This window comes from Megasphaera sp. ASD88 (assembly GCF_002287425.1).
Lineage (GTDB): Bacteria > Bacillota > Negativicutes > Veillonellales > Megasphaeraceae > Megasphaera > Megasphaera stantonii.
This window is the reverse complement of record NZ_NQXW01000005.1, coordinates 35,872-53,831: the sequence shown is the minus strand read 5'-3', so window position 1 is coordinate 53,831 and position 17,960 is coordinate 35,872. Positions and strand designations below refer to the sequence as shown.

Annotated in this window: 17 protein-coding genes; all 17 read left to right on the top strand. The window is 55.0% G+C overall.

All coding sequences use genetic code 11. The annotated features are described in order from the left end of the window. Positions 1-177: 177 nt before the first annotated feature. Complete coding sequence (locus CJ260_RS13110; protein WP_233127899.1) at positions 178-372, top strand: cell division protein FtsL; 195 nt, start codon at positions 178-180, stop codon at positions 370-372. A 98-nt stretch (positions 373-470) separates the two neighbouring features. Next, positions 471-1,967: a UDP-N-acetylmuramoyl-L-alanyl-D-glutamate--2,6-diaminopimelate ligase gene (locus CJ260_RS04780; protein ID WP_095629370.1), complete on the top strand. Its 1,497-nt coding sequence runs from the start codon at positions 471-473 to the stop codon at positions 1,965-1,967. Between the two features lie 4 nt (positions 1,968-1,971). Next, positions 1,972-3,354, top strand: coding sequence for a UDP-N-acetylmuramoyl-tripeptide--D-alanyl-D-alanine ligase (murF, locus tag CJ260_RS04775; RefSeq protein ID WP_095629369.1), 1,383 nt, complete (start codon positions 1,972-1,974; stop codon positions 3,352-3,354). Further along, positions 3,348-4,313: a phospho-N-acetylmuramoyl-pentapeptide-transferase gene (gene mraY, locus CJ260_RS04770; RefSeq protein ID WP_087478066.1), complete on the top strand. Its 966-nt coding sequence runs from the start codon at positions 3,348-3,350 to the stop codon at positions 4,311-4,313. The genes murF and mraY overlap by 7 nt, the downstream gene beginning before the upstream one ends. A 39-nt stretch (positions 4,314-4,352) precedes the next feature. Then, positions 4,353-5,717, top strand: a complete 1,365-nt coding sequence (gene murD / locus CJ260_RS04765; protein WP_095629368.1) for a UDP-N-acetylmuramoyl-L-alanine--D-glutamate ligase — start codon at positions 4,353-4,355, stop codon at positions 5,715-5,717. Between the two features lie 36 nt (positions 5,718-5,753). Next, positions 5,754-6,887 carry an undecaprenyldiphospho-muramoylpentapeptide beta-N-acetylglucosaminyltransferase gene (murG, locus tag CJ260_RS04760; RefSeq protein WP_095629367.1) on the top strand — a complete coding sequence of 378 codons (1,134 nt, stop codon included), beginning with the start codon at positions 5,754-5,756 and terminating at the stop codon, positions 6,885-6,887. 14 nt (positions 6,888-6,901) lie between these two features. Next, complete coding sequence (gene murC, locus CJ260_RS04755; protein WP_087478063.1) at positions 6,902-8,281, top strand: UDP-N-acetylmuramate--L-alanine ligase; 1,380 nt, start codon at positions 6,902-6,904, stop codon at positions 8,279-8,281. Positions 8,282-8,312: 31 nt separating this feature from the next. Continuing rightward, on the top strand, positions 8,313-9,242 hold the full coding sequence (locus CJ260_RS04750; protein WP_162860322.1) for a D-alanine--D-alanine ligase: 930 nt from the start codon (positions 8,313-8,315) through the stop codon (positions 9,240-9,242). Between the two features lie 24 nt (positions 9,243-9,266). Continuing rightward, positions 9,267-10,217 carry a cell division protein FtsQ/DivIB gene (locus CJ260_RS04745; protein ID WP_087478062.1) on the top strand — a complete coding sequence of 317 codons (951 nt, stop codon included), beginning with the start codon at positions 9,267-9,269 and terminating at the stop codon, positions 10,215-10,217. Between the two features lie 182 nt (positions 10,218-10,399). Continuing rightward, positions 10,400-11,428, top strand: coding sequence for a cell division protein FtsZ (gene ftsZ / locus CJ260_RS04740; RefSeq protein ID WP_087478061.1), 1,029 nt, complete (start codon positions 10,400-10,402; stop codon positions 11,426-11,428). Between the two features lie 83 nt (positions 11,429-11,511). Next, on the top strand, positions 11,512-12,006 hold the full coding sequence (gene nrdR / locus CJ260_RS04735; RefSeq protein ID WP_087478060.1) for a transcriptional regulator NrdR: 495 nt from the start codon (positions 11,512-11,514) through the stop codon (positions 12,004-12,006). A 2-nt stretch (positions 12,007-12,008) separates the two neighbouring features. Continuing rightward, positions 12,009-13,490: a D-glycero-beta-D-manno-heptose-7-phosphate kinase gene (gene rfaE1, locus CJ260_RS04730; RefSeq protein ID WP_095629366.1), complete on the top strand. Its 1,482-nt coding sequence runs from the start codon at positions 12,009-12,011 to the stop codon at positions 13,488-13,490. Continuing rightward, positions 13,487-14,452, top strand: coding sequence for an ADP-glyceromanno-heptose 6-epimerase (rfaD, locus tag CJ260_RS04725; protein ID WP_095629365.1), 966 nt, complete (start codon positions 13,487-13,489; stop codon positions 14,450-14,452). Before rfaE1 ends, rfaD begins: the two co-directional genes overlap by 4 nt. Then, positions 14,449-14,970 carry an HAD-IIIA family hydrolase gene (locus CJ260_RS04720; RefSeq protein ID WP_095629364.1) on the top strand — a complete coding sequence of 174 codons (522 nt, stop codon included), beginning with the start codon at positions 14,449-14,451 and terminating at the stop codon, positions 14,968-14,970. Before rfaD ends, CJ260_RS04720 begins: the two co-directional genes overlap by 4 nt. Next, a complete protein-coding gene (locus CJ260_RS04715; protein ID WP_095629363.1) occupies positions 14,957-15,991 on the top strand; it encodes a glycosyltransferase family 9 protein in 1,035 nt (344 codons plus the stop codon). The genes CJ260_RS04720 and CJ260_RS04715 overlap by 14 nt, the downstream gene beginning before the upstream one ends. After that, complete coding sequence (locus tag CJ260_RS04710) at positions 15,984-17,030, top strand: glycosyltransferase family 9 protein (RefSeq protein WP_095629362.1); 1,047 nt, start codon at positions 15,984-15,986, stop codon at positions 17,028-17,030. The genes CJ260_RS04715 and CJ260_RS04710 overlap by 8 nt, the downstream gene beginning before the upstream one ends. Before the next feature lie 109 nt (positions 17,031-17,139). Further along, on the top strand, positions 17,140-17,724 hold the full coding sequence (locus tag CJ260_RS04705; protein WP_095629361.1) for an outer membrane beta-barrel protein: 585 nt from the start codon (positions 17,140-17,142) through the stop codon (positions 17,722-17,724). Positions 17,725-17,960 lie beyond the last annotated feature (236 nt).

The following is a 17,960-nucleotide window of genomic DNA, read 5'->3' as shown; positions in this document are numbered from 1 at the left end:
TTGTCCAGAAAAGCAGGATACATACGGTATGCAGAGCAGAGGCAAGAGGCGGTTCCGGCCGACAGGAATTTTTCGGGCCTTATCCTGCGTACCTTGTCGGTAGTAGGGCTGATTTGCTTTTTTTTGCTGACATATATTGCCTTATCTGCGGCTAAAACTGATTATGGTTATGCGCTGATGAATGAAAAAAGACAGGTGCAGGCACTGCAGCGTGAAAATGAGAACTTACGCGTTGATATCGCCAAGCTGGAAGCACCTGAGCGGATATATACGGTCGCTACGAAACAGCTGGGCATGGTTGCGCCGACGTATGTGCTGTACGGCGGCCAGTCGTCCGATCCCCAGAAGGAAGCAGCCCATACAGGCCGATAATATGATGACATCAGCAGCCTTTACCCAAGGCTGCTATTGTTGTTTGCTTTAATAGAAATGAGTATGCGTACATACAGATTGCGAGGAGGATGTTGAGGATGAAGACAGTAAGTGAACTTTGCAAGCAAATTAAGGGCATATACAACGTAGAAGGCAACGTAGAAACGCCGATTACGGGCATCGCCGCTGATTCGCGGGAAATCGAGCCGGGCAATTTATTCGTGTGCATTTCCGGCGTTCACGTCGACGGCGCTTCCTTTGCCGTCCAGGCTGTGGAAAAAGGCGCCGTCGCCGTCTTGACGACGAAGCATTTGGAATTGCCTAAGGGCACCGTGCAGATCCGGGTGCCGGATATCCACCATGCGTTGGAAGACATGGTTCCCTATTTTTATGATTATCCCGGCCGCAAGATGCGCATGATTGGCGTAACCGGCACGAACGGCAAGACGACGACGACTCATATCATCGCCCATATTCTGCGGGCCGCCGGCCATCATGTCGGCGTTCTCGGCACGATTCACGCCCTCATCGACGACGAAGAGCTGCCCATTCACAACACGACGCCTGACGTCGTCGAGCTGCAGCGCTTCCTAGCGCTCATGTACGAAAAGGGCATGACCCACGTCGTCATGGAAGTATCGAGCCATGCCCTGGCCCTGCACCGCGTAGCCGGCATTGAATTCGATACGGCCGTATTCACGAATTTGACGCAGGATCACCTCGATTTTCACAAGACGATGGAAGACTACGTAGCCGCTAAGGCCAAGTTATTCAAGGGCTTGTCTTTCCGCGAACATGTCAAGGACAATAAGACGGCTGTCGTCAACATCGACGACCCGTGGTCCAAGGATATCCTCAAGGCCTGCCAGTGCAAGGTCCTGACCTATGGCGTAGAAAAAGAAGCCGACTTGAGAGGGTCGAATCTGAACGTTGAACTGAAGAAATCGTCCTTCGACGTGACCGGGCCCTTCGGCAGCGTCCATCTGAATATGAATATTACCGGCTTGTTCAACGTATATAATACGCTGGCGGCTATCGGCGCGGCCCATGCCGAAGGCGTCGATACGGAAATCATCGACAGTGCTATACAGACCTTCCACTCCGTAGCAGGCCGCTTCGAGCTCGTCGAAGCCGGTCAGGATTTTGCCATCGTCGTCGATTATTCCCACACGCCGGACAGCCTGGAAAAGGCCTTGACGACAGCTCGTGCCATGCATCCGAACCGTATTTTAGCCGTCTTCGGCTGCGGCGGCGACCGCGACCGGACGAAGCGCCCCATCATGGGCAAGATTGCGGCAGAACACGCCGACATTCCCATCGTCACGTCGGACAATCCCCGTTCGGAAGACCCCGACGCCATTGTCGCTGAAGTGGAAGCCGGCGTAAAGCAGGGCCTCAAGCCGGGCCAGCATCACGAAGTCATCGTCGACCGCCGGTCGGCTATCCAGAGAGCCGTCGAACTGGCGCAGACCGGCGACATCATCGTTATTGCCGGCAAGGGTCATGAAACGTATCAGATTTTAAAAGACGGCACGATTCACTTCGACGATCGCGAAGAAGCGCGCAAGGCCGTGCTGGCGTTAAAGGGGCGATAAGAAAATGGCTTCCTTTACGAAGACAGAAATACAAGAGGCGACGGGAGCGTCTGTCGCCGTCAGCGGCGAAAAGACTTTATTTTCCGGCGTGGAAACGGATACGCGGGTCATCGGCAGGGACGCGTTGTTTGTAGCCCTCAAGGGCGAGCGGTTTGACGGTCATGATTTTGTCGGCAAAGCCGTGCAGCAGGGCGCGGCCGGCGTTATCGTGTCCAAAATGCGGGATGAATACAGAGAGTACGGCATTGCTGTTTTCGTCGCAGACGATACGCTGAAGGCCTATCAGGCTTTGGCCCGCTTCCATCGCCGCCGTTTTTCCATTCCCGTCGTAGCCGTAACGGGCTCCGTCGGCAAGACGTCGACGCGAAATATGATTGCCTCCGTCCTGTCGCAGAAATATGACGTGCTGCAGACGGAAAAAAATTTCAACAACGAAATCGGCCTGCCGCGCACGCTGCTGCAGCTGACGGAACGGCACGAAGCCTGCGTCGTCGAAATGGGCATGCGCGGCTTGGGACAGATTGCCGAGCTGGCGGCCATTGCCGAGCCGACTATCGGCGTCGTGACGAACGTCGGCAAGAGCCATATTGAACTCCTGGGGTCGCAGGAAAACATCGCCAAGGCGAAGAGCGAGCTTGTTTTGGCTCTTGACGAAAAGGGCACGGCCGTATTGAATGCCGACGATTCCTTCGTAGCCCCGATGGCCGCCCTATGCCGCGGCAGCGTGCTGACCTACGGCACCGAGGCGGGCGACGATATCTGGGCCGAGCAGATAGCCGTAAGCGAGCAGGGCGTAACCTTCACCTGCCACTGCGGCAGCGATGTCTTCGCGGCGCAGATTCCGGCAATCAGCCGCCACCACGCCTATAACGGATTGGCTGCGGCTGCCGTCGGCTGCTTGACGGGCCTTTCGGCCGAAGAAATCCGGCGCGGCCTGGCGGCGTATAAAGGCGTGCCCATGCGGGAAGAGCTGATTTCCTTGGCGCCGTATACGTTTATCAACGACGCCTATAACGCCAATCCGGCTTCCATGAGCGCGGCTATCCGTTCTCTGGGCGCCTTGACGACGGGCCGGAAAATTGCCGTATTGGGCGGCATGCTGGAATTAGGCGATTGGGCCCGGGAAGAACATGAAGCCATCGGCCGGGAGATCGCCTCGTCGGGTATTGACGTCCTCATTACCATGGGCGAGCTGGCCGGATATATTGCCTGCGCGGCGAGAGAAGGCGGCATGAAGCAGGTCTACACGGCCGCGACGCATGACGAATGCGCCGCCTGCCTGAAAGAACTGCTGCAGCCGGGTGATACGGTGCTGCTGAAAGGGTCCCGCGGGTTTGCCATGGAAAAAATACTGTCATATTTCGAAAGGAAGTCATGTGAATGTTAAATACGCTGATATTTGGATTCGCCGTCAGCCTGGTCATCGCCTTAGTGCTGGGCAAGCCGGTTATCGGGCAGTTAAAGAAATTCCATGCCCGCCAATCTGAACGGGAAGAAGGCCCGCAGAGCCATAAGTATAAAGCCGGGACGCCGACGATGGGCGGCATCTTGATTCTGATCGCTTTGGTTGTCTCCTGTCTGGTATTCAATCCGTCGGATCTGCGCAAGGGCCTGGCTTTGTTTCTGACGTTCGGACACGGCGTCATCGGATTCCTCGACGACAGCATCAAAGCGGTGAAACGGCGTAATCTGGGGCTGACAGCCAAGCAGAAATTGCTCGGCCAGTTCGTTATGGCAGCCGTATTTTGCTTCATTTTAAAGGAATTCCTTCAATTTCCTACGACTCTTTGGATTCCCTTCACGTCGATTACGATCGATTTGGGATTCTTCTATTATATCTTTGTGTTTGTCATGATCGTCGGAGCCAGCAATGCCGTCAACCTGACGGACGGCTTGGACGGCCTGGCGGCCGGTTCCTGCGCGATTACGTCTGTGGCCTACGTCGTCATTGCCGTAGCGCTGGGATACGTCAATTTCGCCGTGTTCAGCGCGGCCTTGACCGGCGCCTGCCTGGGCTTTCTGTTTTATAACCAGCACCCGGCCAAGATGTTTATGGGCGATACAGGTTCGCTGGCTTTGGGCGGGGCGCTGGCGGCGATGGCTATCTTGACGAAGACGGAGCTGCTTCTCATTCTGGCAGGCGGATTATACGTCATTGAAGCCTTATCGGTTATCATTCAGGTTGTTTCCTTTAAGACGCGGGGCGTGCGCGTATTCAAAATGAGCCCTATTCATCATCATTTTGAACTGTCTGGCTGGAGCGAAGTAAAGGTAGTTACCGTTTTTTGGAGTTTTTCCGCCCTCATGGCGATATTGGCGATTATCGTCGTCTTATCGTGCAAATAGAGGGTATTCATATTATCTGAACAAAGCAGGTGTTGGCAAATGAGCATAATGGATTTTTCCGGAAAAAAAATATTGGTCATCGGCGCAGGTATCAGCGGCCGGGCCGCATCGATGGCCTTGGCCCGTCACGGCGGCGCAGTTATTCTCAATGACAAAAAGGACATCGACTGCACGGAAGAGCCGTGGCCGGCGCTGCAGCGTGCCGGCGTCAAGTTCGTATTCGGCAGCCAGGAAAATTCGCTGCTGGACGGCGTGGACATCGTCGTGCCGTCGCCGGTTATTTCTCCGGAAATTCCCATTATGAAAGAAGCGCTGTCGCGCCGTTTGCCCGTTTGGAGTGAAGTAGAAACAGCCTGCCGCGTAACCGATGCCGACATATTGGGCGTGACGGGTACGAACGGGAAGACGACGACGACGACCCTGCTGGGGGAAATCATGAAGGCCTCAGGCCGTCAGACTGTCGTCGGCGGCAATATCGGCATCGGCCTTTCCGAGCAGGCGGCAGATTTGCCGAAGGAAGCCGTCGTCGTAGCGGAATTGTCCAGCTTCCAGCTGGAATTTACGCAGACGATGAAGGCTAAAGCGGCCGTCGTCCTGAATATTACGCCGGACCACCTAGACCGCCATCATACGATGGAAGCCTACGCCGAAGCGAAGAAGCGCATTTTCCGCAATCAGGATGGGGACGATACGGCTGTGCTGAATTACGACGACCCGCTGGTCAGGGCCATGGCTCCGGACATGACGGGCCGCGTCGTCTGGTTTTCCACGCAGGGCGAAGTGCCTGTCGGTGCGTTTTATCAGGACGGGCAGCTTATCCTCCGCATGGACGGCCAGGATACGCTCATTTGCCGGGAAGACGAACTTCATTTATTCGGCAAGCATAATATTCAAAATTGTTTGGCTGCGTCGCTGCTGGCTTACGCCGCCGGCGTGCCTCTCGACGTGATCTCTGGCGTATTGAAATCGTTCCGGGGCGTAGAGCACCGTCTGGAAAAAGTGCGCACAATTCACGGCGTCACCTATTACAATGATTCAAAAGGAACGAATACCGACGCGTCTATCAAAGCGCTGGAAGCGTTTTCGGGACACTTGGTCTTGATTGCCGGCGGCTACGATAAGATGACACCTCTCGACGAGTTTATGAAGCTGGCCGCCGAAAAGGTCGATACGCTTATATTGATCGGCGCGGCGGCAGATCGGTTTGAACAGGAAGCGAAGAAGGCCGGCGTCAAGGATATTCGCCGAGCCGGATACAGCATGGAACGGGCGATTATGATGGCCCGCAAGATTGCCAAAGCGCCGCAGGCCGTACTGTTGTCTCCGGCATGCTCGAGCTTTGACATGTACGATAATTTTGAGCAGCGCGGACGGGTCTTCAAGGGAATCGTCAACGCGATATAGCCATATATTTATTTTTGATTGGTAGGGGGCAAAAACATGGGTCGAGTAATTATTTCAGGAGGCGGAACAGGCGGCCATATCTATCCGGCAATAACAATTGCCCGCGCTATTGCCGATATCGAGCCGACGGAGTTTCTCTACGTAGGCTCGAAGATAGGGTTGGAAAATACGCTGATTCCTAAAGAAGGACTGCCTTTTGTGACCATAGACGTACGGGGACTGGAACGCCGCATTTCCTTCCGCAACGTAGTGACGCTGGGAAAGACGGCGGGAAGCGTATTTAAGGCCGAACGCATTATTCATCGGTTTAAGCCGGAAGTCGTCATCGGTACGGGCGGATTCGTCTGCGGCCCCGTGCTGCTGGCGGCCAGCCTGAGCGGTATTCCGACGCTCGTGCAGGAGCAAAACGTCATCCCCGGCGTGACCAATTTGATTTTGAGCAAGTTTGCCAACCGCATCGCCCTGGGATATAGGGAAGCGGCCGGCCGGTTTAAGAAAAAAGAAAATCTCGTGTATACGGGAAATCCTGTCCGCAAGGATATTTTGACGGTAAGCAAGGAAGAAGGGCGCAGCCTGCTGGGGCTGGACCCGCATAAATTTACGCTCCTCGTCGCCGGCGGCAGCCGCGGGGCGCGCAGTATCAACTCGGCCATGATTGAAGTGCATCGGTATTTTAAGGATGTCAAGGACATACAGATTCTTCATATTACGGGAGACCACGAGTACGACCGTGTCGTCAAGCAGCTCGAAGGCATCGACGGCAAAGGGCGGTACGGCGAGGGAAGCCGTATTATACCGTACCTGCATCAGATGCCGGAAGCGTTGGCGGCGGCTGATTTGGCCGTATATCGTGCCGGCGCTGTCGGGTTGGCTGAATTGACGGTGCGGGGCGTTCCTTCGATTTTGATTCCCTATCCCTACGCGGCGGAAGATCATCAGCGGTACAACGCCCAGGCCCTGGTCATGTGCGGCGCGGCTAAGATGATCCTGGACAAGATGCTGACCGGTAAGGATTTGCTGGAAGAAATCCTTCATTTAAAAGAAGATCCGGAAGCGTTAGCTTCCATGGCCAAGGCCAGCAAGGCTCTGGGCCGGCCTCAGGCCGCTCACGACATTGCGAAGCTGGCGTTATCGATTGCGCGCCGACGCACGGGAAGCGGCGCAAAGTAAGGATGTGTAAGACCATGGTCAATCTCAACGACGTACGAAAAGTACATTTTATCGGCATTGCCGGCGCAGGCATGCGGGCAATAGCCAACGTTTTCATAGAAAAAGGATATATCGTATCGGGGTCGGACCTCAAGCGGTCGGCCATTACGGATAAATTTGCCGAACAGGGCGCGCGCATCTGCATCGGCCAGAAGGCGGAAAATCTGCAGGATGCCGAAGTCGTCGTCATCTCTTCGGCAATTCGCGAAACGAATGCAGAAGTAGTAGAAGCGCGGCGGAGGCATATCCCGGTTATACATCGGTCCGACGCGCTGGTACATATCATGACCTGGGGCAAGGGCATATCCGTCGCCGGAGCGCACGGCAAGACGACGACGTCGTCCATGCTCGGCCAGGTCTTTGAAGAAAGCCATCTGGAACCGACTATCGTCATCGGCGGTGAAGTCGATTACCTGCACAGCAATTCGATTTTAGGCAAAGGCGAATACGTCATTGCCGAAGCCGACGAAAGCGACGGGACCTTCCTGAAGCAGTCGCCGTATATCGCTGTCGTAACCAATATCGACGCCGATCACATGGATCATTACGGCTCCATGGACAACGTCGTCGAAGCCTTTAAGGAGTTTATACAGAAGCTGGACGCCGAGCAGGGGCTGGCCGTCCTGTGCTTTGAAAACGAATACATCCGCCGTCTGGCGCCGTCTCTGCAGCGCCGGTATCTGACGTACGGCATCGAGGCTGAGGCGGATTATCAGGCTCGGAATCTCCATTATGCCAAGGGCAAGCTGTATTTTGACGTGCTGTTTCACGGCGAGACGCTGGGCGAACTGATGCTGAACGTGCCGGGACGGCACAATGTCCTGAACGCGCTGGCGACGACGGCTGTGGCGCTGCGCTGCGGCATTTCCTTCAGTCAGGTAGCTTCAGCGTTGTCCCATTTTCACGGCGCAAAGCGGCGCTTTCAAACGAAAGGCTTTGCCGGCGACGTATGGGTCGTCGACGATTATGCCCATCACCCGACGGAAATCAACGCCACCCTCACGGCGGCCCGCGACATGGGCACGCACCGCGTCGTCTGCCTGTTTCAGCCGCACCGCTATACGCGGACGCAGCTCCTTCTTGAAGATTACGGCTCGGCCTTTGCTAAAGCCGACGTCCTCATTGTGACCGACGTATACAGCGCCGGCGAAGATCCTATTCCGGGCGTGACGGGCCGGCTTATTGCCGATAAGGTTCGCGAAAAGACCGGACAGGACGTCATCTACATTCCCCATACGGAAGACGTCGTCACATATTTGAAAGAACATGCCCGGCCGCTGGATTTAATCATTACCATGGGAGCCGGAGACATTTATAAAGTGGGAGAACAATACTTGGCGGAAGCAAAAGGATAAGATTAAAAACATGAACACTACTATAGAAACGATGAAACAGAAAAAAATTGCCGTCGTCGTCGGCGGCCCGTCGTCGGAAGCAGAAGTATCGCGCAATACCGGCGCGGCTATTGCCAAAGCGTTGACGACGAAAGGCTACGCTGTAGAGACGATTGAACTGGTGCCGGAGCGGCTGGTAGAGACGCTTAAGGAAAAAAATATTGACGTCGTATTCAACGCCCTGCACGGCCGGTACGGCGAAGACGGCGTGCTGCAGGGGCTTTGCGAAATGATGGGCCTTCCCTATACGGGTCCCGGCGTCATGGCCAGCGCCGTCGGCATGAGTAAGGTCGTGAGCAAATGCGCTTTTCAGGGCGCCGGTATTCCGACGGCTCCCTTCGCCTATTATTTCTCGGCCCAGGGCTTGGACTATATAGCTGACGATATTGGGCGTCGCTTTTCGCTGCCCGTGGTCATCAAGTCGTCGGCCCAGGGGTCGACGATCGGGACGGTCATCGTCAGCGACGCGTCGGATATTCGGGCGGCTCTGGATGAAGCCTTCCGTTACGGTCCGGCCATCATCGCCGAAGCCTTTCTCGACGGAGAAGAATTTACCGTCGCCGTCATGGACGACATGGCTATGCCGGTCATTCAAATCGTTCCCAGCACGGGGCGGTATGATTACTATTCGAAATATACGCCCGGCGTGACGAAGCATCTCTGCCCGGCGCCGATTTCGCCGGAACTGACGAAGAAAATGCAGGATTTAGCCCTGCAGGTCTTCCACCTGTGCCAGTGCAGCGGCGTCGCCCGCGTCGACATCATGACGAACAGCCAGGGAGAACCGTTCGTCCTGGAAATCAACACCGTGCCCGGCATGACGGCGACGAGCCTCGTGCCTGACGCGGCTATCGCGATGGGATTGTCCTTTGAAGACTTGTGCGAAAAAATTTTATTGGAAGCCTCTGTCGGCAAGTTTTAACTGCACAGTACGTTAGGATGTAGCATGAAGAAAGAAAACTATCGTAATTACCAATTTACATCGGATACAACTTCGCGGCGGAAGCCGGACAACGCGGCAGCGTTTAAGCATACGAGCGACGTGTTCGTGCCGCCCCATTTGGCGCATGATCCGCTGGACGATTTGTACGGAAACCGGCGCGAAGCCGAACGGCGGCAGCAGCTGCAGGAAGAAGAAACACGCCGTCGGAAGCGGCGCATAAAGCGCGAGAAGATAAAGAAAAAGCGGAAGCAGAAGCGCAAGGGACGCCTGACGGCTGTCGGCATCGTCCTGTTCGTCCTGCTGCTGTGGGTCTTTCTGCGCTTCGCCGCCGTTCCCTTCGGCACACTGGTCATTCAGGGAAATGAAACGCTGACGACGGATGATATATACCGGGCCGGCGGCGTTCCGGGCTACGTCAACGTCGTGCAGCTGTCGCCGGACGAGCTGAAGAATCGGCTGGAAAAAGATCTGCGCATCAGCAGCGCCGTCGTAGAACGGCAGTTCCCTGCGACGATACAGGTGACGCTGACCGAGCGGAAGGCGGCTGCTATCGTCATGACGATGTACGGCTTTGCCTACGTGGATAAGGACGGCGTCGTCATAGAGCTGGAGCCGCAGATAGAAGGCGTATCCGTGCCGATTATGACTGGGAAAAAGGTCGATACGCTGCTGCTGGGGGATACCATAGCCGATCCCGCCCTCCGGGCCGGCCTGGAATATTTGCAGAATTTGCCGCCGGACGTATTGAAACATATGGCTGAAATTAACGTAGGCAATCCGGACAATATCATTGCCTATACGACGGACTCGCTGCCCGTTCACTTGGGCAAGGGCGATAAGCCCGTCGAACGGGCGGCCATTACCGACGAGCTGCTGCGGGAAGTAGACAGCAACCATTTGCTGGTTCAATATATCGACACGACGCCCGGCGCTCCGTCCGTCAAGAGTAAGTAACCAGACGCCGGATTGCTCCGGCAAGGGGGGGCTGACGACAGGCGAAAGCCCGTAACTGAGCCGTTGAGCGGCCCGAAAGATTTAAAAAAAGATGTAGATAATTTTTCCGATATAGTGTAAAATAATATAGAATCCTATCTATATATAGCAGTGCTGACGAATTTGAAGGAGGAAACAGAAGTATGGCAGAGTTTGCAAATATAAAAGTAATTGGTGTCGGCGGCGGCGGAAACAACGCCGTCAACCGTATGATAGAAAGCGGTCTGCAGGGCGTGCAGTTCATTTCCGTGAATACGGAAGATCAGGTATTGGAAGTATCGCAGGCCGACGTTAAGCTCCAGATTGGCGAAAAATTGACGCGCGGCCTCGGCGCCGGCGCTAATCCTCAGGTCGGCGAACAGGCAGCTTTGGAAAGCAAGGAAGAAATCATCAAAGCCCTTCAGGGTGCCGATATGGTCTTCATCACGGCCGGCATGGGCGGCGGCACCGGCACGGGTGCGGCTCCTATCGTAGCGGAATGTGCCAAGGAAATGGGCGCGCTGACCGTCGCCGTCGTAACGAAGCCCTTTGCTTTTGAAGGTAAGCGCCGTAAGGAACAGGCTGAAAAGGGCGCGGCCTATCTGAAGGAAAAGGTCGATACGATCATCACGATTCCGAACGATAAGCTGCTCCAGATTATCGATAAAAAGACGCCGCTCAAAGACGCGTTCCTCGTAGCCGACGACGTTCTCCGTCAGGGCGTGCAGGGCATTTCCGATTTGATTACGACGACAGGCCTCATCAACCTGGACTTTGCCGACGTTAAGACGATTATGTCCGATCAGGGCGAAGCGATTATGGGCATCGGCGTAGGCTCCGGCGAAAACAGAGCCGTCGAAGCCGTCGACAGCGCGATTCACAGCCCGCTCCTGGAAATGGGCATCGACGGCGCGCAGAGCATCCTGCTCAACGTCACGGGCGGCCCGGATATCAGCTTGTATGAAATCAATGAAGCAGCGGAAAAAGTTGCCGAAGCTGTTGATCCTGATGCCAATATCATCTTCGGTTCCGTTATTGACCCGGATATGGAAGATTCGATTCGCATTACTGTCGTTGCGACTGGATTTGGCAAAGAACCGTCTTCGATTCCTTCCTTCGGACAGGCGGGCGGACTTAAAGCCGGAGATTCCAAAGATGCCGGCGGCGTAGAAATTCCTACGTGGATGAGATAAGCAGTACAGTAAAAAGCGGATCCTTAGGGACCCGCTTTTTTTCAAAATTCCCCGCGCAGCGCGCGCGTTAGGAGGAATACATCATGAAATGTCCTTTTTGCAAGCATGACGATACCAAAGTAACCGATTCGCGGGCTACGGACGACGGCAGAGCCATTCGCCGCCGCCGGGAGTGCCAGAGCTGCGGCCGGCGGTTTACGACGTACGAGATGGTGGAAGAATCGCCGCTCATCGTCATTAAGCGCAACGGCAGCCGCGAGCTCTTCGACCGCAGCAAGATATTGAACGGTCTGCTGCGGGCCAGCAATAAGCGGATGATAACGCGGCAGCAGCTGGAAGACATCGTTTCTCACGTAGAACGGGATATACGGAATTCTCTGGCTCAGGAAGTCACGAGCGAGAAAATCGGCGAAATGGTCTTGGACGAACTCAAGTCTATCGATGAAGTCGCCTATATCCGCTTCGCGTCGGTATACCGGAAATTTGCCGATTTGGAAAGCTTTATGGCCGAGCTGGAGCATTTGATGGGAACGAAAAAGAAGGAAGCCGTAGAAGAACAGCATGACATTGAGGAGTAAGTATGACTGAAGGGTATATTGATAACTTTTTAAACGATGCATTGCCGAAGCTGCGAATCGCCGTCGTCGGCGATATCATGGTCGACCGTTACGTCTTCGGCAGCGTGGACCGCATTTCTCCGGAAGCGCCTGTGCCGGTCAATAAGGTCAACCGCATTTCATCGGTCCTGGGAGGCGCGGCGAACGTTGCCGCCAACCTGGCGAATTTAGACTGCCGCGTATATTTAGCCGGCTTAGTCGGCGATGATGAAAACGCCGCTCTTCTGCGCGGTCTGCTGGATGACGTCGGCATCGACGGCACGGGGATGGTCGTGCGCAAGGGCCACGTGACGACGACGAAGGTGCGGGTCCTCGGCTCGCGTCAGCAAATGGTACGGCTGGATTTTGAAGACGCCGTCCCCTTTGAACGGGAAGAAGAAGACGCCTTGGCGGCCTGGCTGGATCAGCGCATCGCGCAGGGCTTAGACGGCATGATTTTGTCGGATTATAAAAAAGGCGTTCTGACGGACCGCATGTCCCAGCTGGTTATCGAACGGGCCCGCAGGGCGGGAATTCCCATACTCGTCGACCCGAAGGGCAGCGACTGGCACAAGTACAACGGCGCTGATTTTGTGACGCCTAATATTAAGGAGCTGGGAGACTGCTGCGGCGAGAAGATACCTAACGAAGGCCAGGCCGTCGTGGATGCGGCGCGCAGGCTCCATGAGCAGTATGATTTCGCCCATATCATGGTCACGCGGTCGGAAAAGGGGATTACGGTCATCCGCAAGGATGGCAAGGTATGGAACAATCCGGCGACGGCTCAGGAAGTGTTCGACGTATCAGGCGCCGGTGATACTGTCGCCGCGGCGTTTTTGGCGGCTGTAGCCAGTCATTTGTCGATTCGCACGAGCCTGCAGGTTGCCAATGCGGCGGCAGGCATCGTCGTCACGAAGGTCGGAACCTATCCGATTCACCGCAGCGAGCTGCTGAAGCTGTGGCAGGAATGGCATCCCAATCGCTGGGCTCCGTACAAGGCCTTGAGCTGGGAAGAAACGGCGGAAAAAATACGGCAGTGGCAGAAACAGGGAGAAACGGTCGTCTTTACGAACGGCTGCTTCGACATCCTGCACCGCGGCCACGTCCTGTATCTGCAGCAGGCGGCAATGCTGGGACAGCACCTCGTCGTCGGCTTGAATTCCGACGCGTCGGTACGGCGTCTGAAGGGCGAAACGCGCCCTCTCGTCCACGAGGAGGACCGGGCCGTGCTGCTGAGCGCCCTCGGCTGCGTCGACGAAGTCGTCATGTTTACGGAAGATACGCCGGCAGAGCTGCTCAGCGTGCTGCGGCCGGATATCCTAGTAAAGGGCGGCGACTACAAGGCCGAAGAGGTCGTCGGCAGGGAATATGTGAAGCGCGTAGAAATCATATCCTTTGAAGAAGGGTATTCTACGACGGGATTAGTACAGAAAATCGCCTCTCTGGCGAAGGAGGGTAAACTATGAAAATCGTAACAGGCGGCGCCGGATTTATCGGCAGCAATATAGTAAAACAACTGAATAACCGGGGAATCGACGATATCCTCATCGTCGACGACTTGACGGACGGACGCAAATGCCGCAATCTGCAGGGCCTTTCGTTCTACGATTACATGGACTATGAAGATTTCGACATGCAGATGGCCGACGATACCTTTGACTGCGGCTATATTGACGTCGTATTCCATGAAGGAGCCTGCTCCGATACGATGAATTACGACGGCCGCTACATGATGAAGAACAATTACGAAGGCAGCAAGAACTTGCTGCGCTACTGCATGCAGCGCAAAATTCCCTTCCTGTACGCGTCGTCGGCATCGACCTACGGCAGCGGCAAGAACGGCTTCCGCGAAGAACCGCAGTGCGAGCAGGCTCTCAATCCCTACGCCTATTCCAAGCTGCAGTTCGACCGCTTCGTCCGCCGCGTCATGCCCTTGGCGAAGAGCCAGATTGTAGGCTTCCGGTACTTCAATGTCTTTGGGCCGCAGGAAAATCACAAGGACCGCATGGCGTCCCTCATTTTCCAAAAATACAACGAGCTGCAGGAAACGGGCAAAATCACCTTGTTTGCCGGCACGGCAGGCTACGGAGACGGCGGCCAGATTCGCGACTTCATCTACGTCAAAGACGTCGTCAACGTCGTATTTTATTTCTGGGAACATCCGGAGCTGTCGGGCATTTACAACTGCGGTACCGGCGTAGGCCATACGTTCAACGAATTTGTCCAGGGCATCATCGATTACTGCGGCAAAGGGCATATCGAGTACGTTCCTTTCCCGGAAGTCCTTAAGGGGAAATATCAGAGCTATACCCAGGCCGATACGCAGAAGCTGATGAAGGCCGGCTACGACCGGGGCTTTACCCTTCTCGACGAAGCAGTAAAGGAATACTGCAGCATCCTCGAAAAGAGCGGCGGGTACTACGAATGAGAAAGGCCGTGTTTTTTGACCGCGACGGCGTCCTCAACGTCGACAAGGGCTATTTAAGCCGTGTGGAAGATTTTGAATGGATTGACGGGGCGAAGGAAGCCGTCGCCTGGCTGACGAAGGAAGGCTACGACGTCGTCGTCGTGACGAACCAGAGCGGCGTTGCCCGCGGCTACTATACGGAAGAAGACGTGCGTCGCCTTCACAACTGGATGTGCCGGCAGATAGAAGAAGCCGGCGGCAAGGTCACGGCCGTGTATTACTGCCCGTATCTGGAAGGCGCGCCGGTCAAGGCCTACGATAAACAGAGCGATTGGCGCAAGCCTGCGCCGGGCATGATTTTGCAGGCGGCGGCCGATTGGGATATCGACCTGGCCTCGTCGGTCATGATCGGCGATATGCCCCGCGACGTGGAATGCGGCGAACGGGCCGGCGTGCCGTCGTATTTATTTGAAGGCGGTTCTCTGCTCGATTTTGTCCGAAAGAGCGTAAAAGAAGGGAAATGCCGTGAAACCATATAAGAATATCCTCATCGTCAAAATGAGTTCTCTCGGCGACGTGCTGCACGCGCTGCCGACGCTGTACGCCCTGCGGGAAAACTGCCCCGACGCGCGCATCGTCTGGGCTGTGCACAAGCAGTTTTCCGCCGTTTTGCCGGGCAAACCTTATATCGACGACATCGTGTATATCGATAAGAAGGGGCTGAAATCGCTGTCCTATTTGAAAAAGCTGCGCCGGACCTTGCACGAGTATCATTTCGATATGTGCCTCGATTTGCAGGGGCTGGCCAAAAGCGCGATCGTCGCCTTCTGCAGTGGCGCGAAGGAAAAGTACGGCTACTGGGAAATGCGCGAAGGCAGCTTTCTGGTCAGCAAGGGGCTGACGGGTGCGCATAAATTCGACCACGTCATCGAACGGTATTTGGATACGGTACGCGCTTTAGGCGGCGCTGTAGACGGCGTCGAATTTCCTCTTCCGTCTGTCGACGCGGAAAAAGCGTCGCTTTCAGGGCGATTTGCTGCCGATGGCATGACGGGCCCTTATATTGCCGTCGTGCCCGGCGCGCGGTGGGACGTAAAGGAATGGCCTGTTCCGTATTGGCAGGAGTTTCTGCGCCGCGTTGTCCAAGGTGGCATGAACGTCGTCCTGTTGGGCAGCGGCGACGATGTGCCGAAGGGGAGGGCCATTGCCGAAGGCGTTGCGTCGCCGCGTCTGTTTGATTATACAGGAAAGACCAGTTTACGCGAGCTCATGGCGGCTATTGGCATGTCCCGCTTGTACGTCAGCGCCGATACGGGGCCGCTGCATATTGCCAATGCCCTGAAGAAGGAGCTGATCGCCCTGTTTGGCCCGACCTGTCCGGATCGGACGGGGCCGTACGGCGGCGCCCACAGCGAATACATCCATATGATTATTTCGCCTACGTCGGCGGCGACGCAGGAGCAGCCCCTCGTCGACGACCCGGACTGCATGAAACAGATATCCGTCGACAGGGTCTGGGAGACATATACGGACATCGTAAAGGAGGCAGATAATGATTAACTTGCGTCACAAACGAATTATCGTAACCTTCTTAATGCATTTAGGCGATTTGGTGCTGATTACGCCCTTTCTGCAGGTACTGCGCCGTCATGCTCACGGATCGGATATCACCCTCGTCGTTGACGAAAAAGTGGCCGACGTCGTGCGCTACAATCCGAACGTGGATCATATCGTGACTGTCGACAAAAAAGGCAAGGACAATTCAGTTGGCGCGCTGTGGCGTATTGGGCGGGAGCTGCACAAAAATCATTACGACATTTTGATAAATCTTCATCCTAATGAACGGACATCGTTTTTAGCGGCGGCCATCCAGGCGAAGCAGTTCGTCGGCATGAGTCATTTTTTGATTCGGCCTTTTATGGACACGTATACGCGGCTGGATCGCCTCCATTTTCACGCCGCCGATATGTATCTCAACGTGCTGGTTCAGCTGGGCATCGACGATTACCGAAACGACGGCCTGCAGCTGGTTACCTGCCCCGCATGGGATAAAACGGCCGATGATTTCTACGCGTCTCAGGGCGTAGGGCCGAATGATAAGCTCGTCGGCTTCAACATCGGCAGCGCCGTGCCCCAGAAACGCTGGCCTCCCGACCGGTTCGCCGCCGTCGCCGATTACTTTGCCGATAAAGGCTATACGTGCGTATTCTTTGGCGGTACGATGGACGAAGAGATGGTCGGCGAAGCCGTATCGCTGATGCGGCATAAACCTGTCGTAGGGACGGGAAAATTTTCGATCGGCGAACTGGCCGCTGCGATTAGGCACTGCTCCCTGTTTATTACGAACGACAGCGGTCCTATGCACATTGCCGTAAGCCAGCGCGTACCCCTCGTCGCCTTGTACGGGCCGAGCAATCCCAAATTTTACGGGCCCTATACAGACCGGGCTATCGTATTGGAATCGACGACCCATTACGAAGTGGGCAAGAGCATGAAAAAAATCATTAAAGAAGGCAAATACAAAGGCATTTCCGTCATTCCTCTGAGCCAGGTAATACAGGCTGGAGAAGAATTGCTGGAGCGCTATAAAGAAGAATGAGAATTTCTCTTTCTTATTTTTGCCTTTTCGCGGCAAATAGAGTATAATGTAAGTAATATGACATATGATGAAATAAGTAGTGCATGATTACACGATGGAGGTGTTTCCCGTGAAAAAGATAGTGTTGGCCAGCGTATTAGCGGCCCTCGTTTCGGTTAGTGCCGTTTCTTTTGCTGCACCTATACGAAATCCTCAGGCTGGTGATTTTAAAGCAAATGTCAACTTCGGGTTTGATCAGGAAGAAGGCGACCGCAGTGCGGAAAGCCGTTTTGTCGGCGGCGATTTGACCTATGTCCTTAATGATAAATGGGATATTCAATATATTAATAACTATACGAAAGGCGATAACGGAAATAAGATCAACGAACATTATGTAGTTGGCAACTATCGCCTGGCGCCATATTTATCCATTTATGGCGGCGGCTCCTATGTCGACACGGATACGTGGCATTCGGGTAAGAATTCGTATGGTTATCAGTTCGGTCTCCGCGGCCAGCTGCCTCTTACAGACCGCCTGCAGGGCTTTGCTTCTGTCGGCGTCGGCGATGACGTTAATTCTTATGAAATCGGCGTCGGCTACGATATTACGTCGAGCTGGGACGCTCATGTAAAATACCGCAGCGCCAGCGTAGACGTGGATAACTACGATGATGACGTAGAAGGCTGGCAGGTCGGTATGGGCTACAAATTCTAAATTTCATTTCATCAACAAAAGCGCTGCGTCGGACTGACGCGGCGCTTTTTAGTACGCGCCGCAGGGCCGCATCTTGGTGTATCCATTGACAAGGAACGGCTCCGTTCCGTATAATATGAAATAACATGCGCTGTGGTTGAAAGTCGATGCCAGTCGCAGGCGAAGCGATCCACGTAAGGAGCTCAAAGCAGCTCTGATCATAGTGCGGCCTAGAAGTAAGACCTGCCGCGAAACGG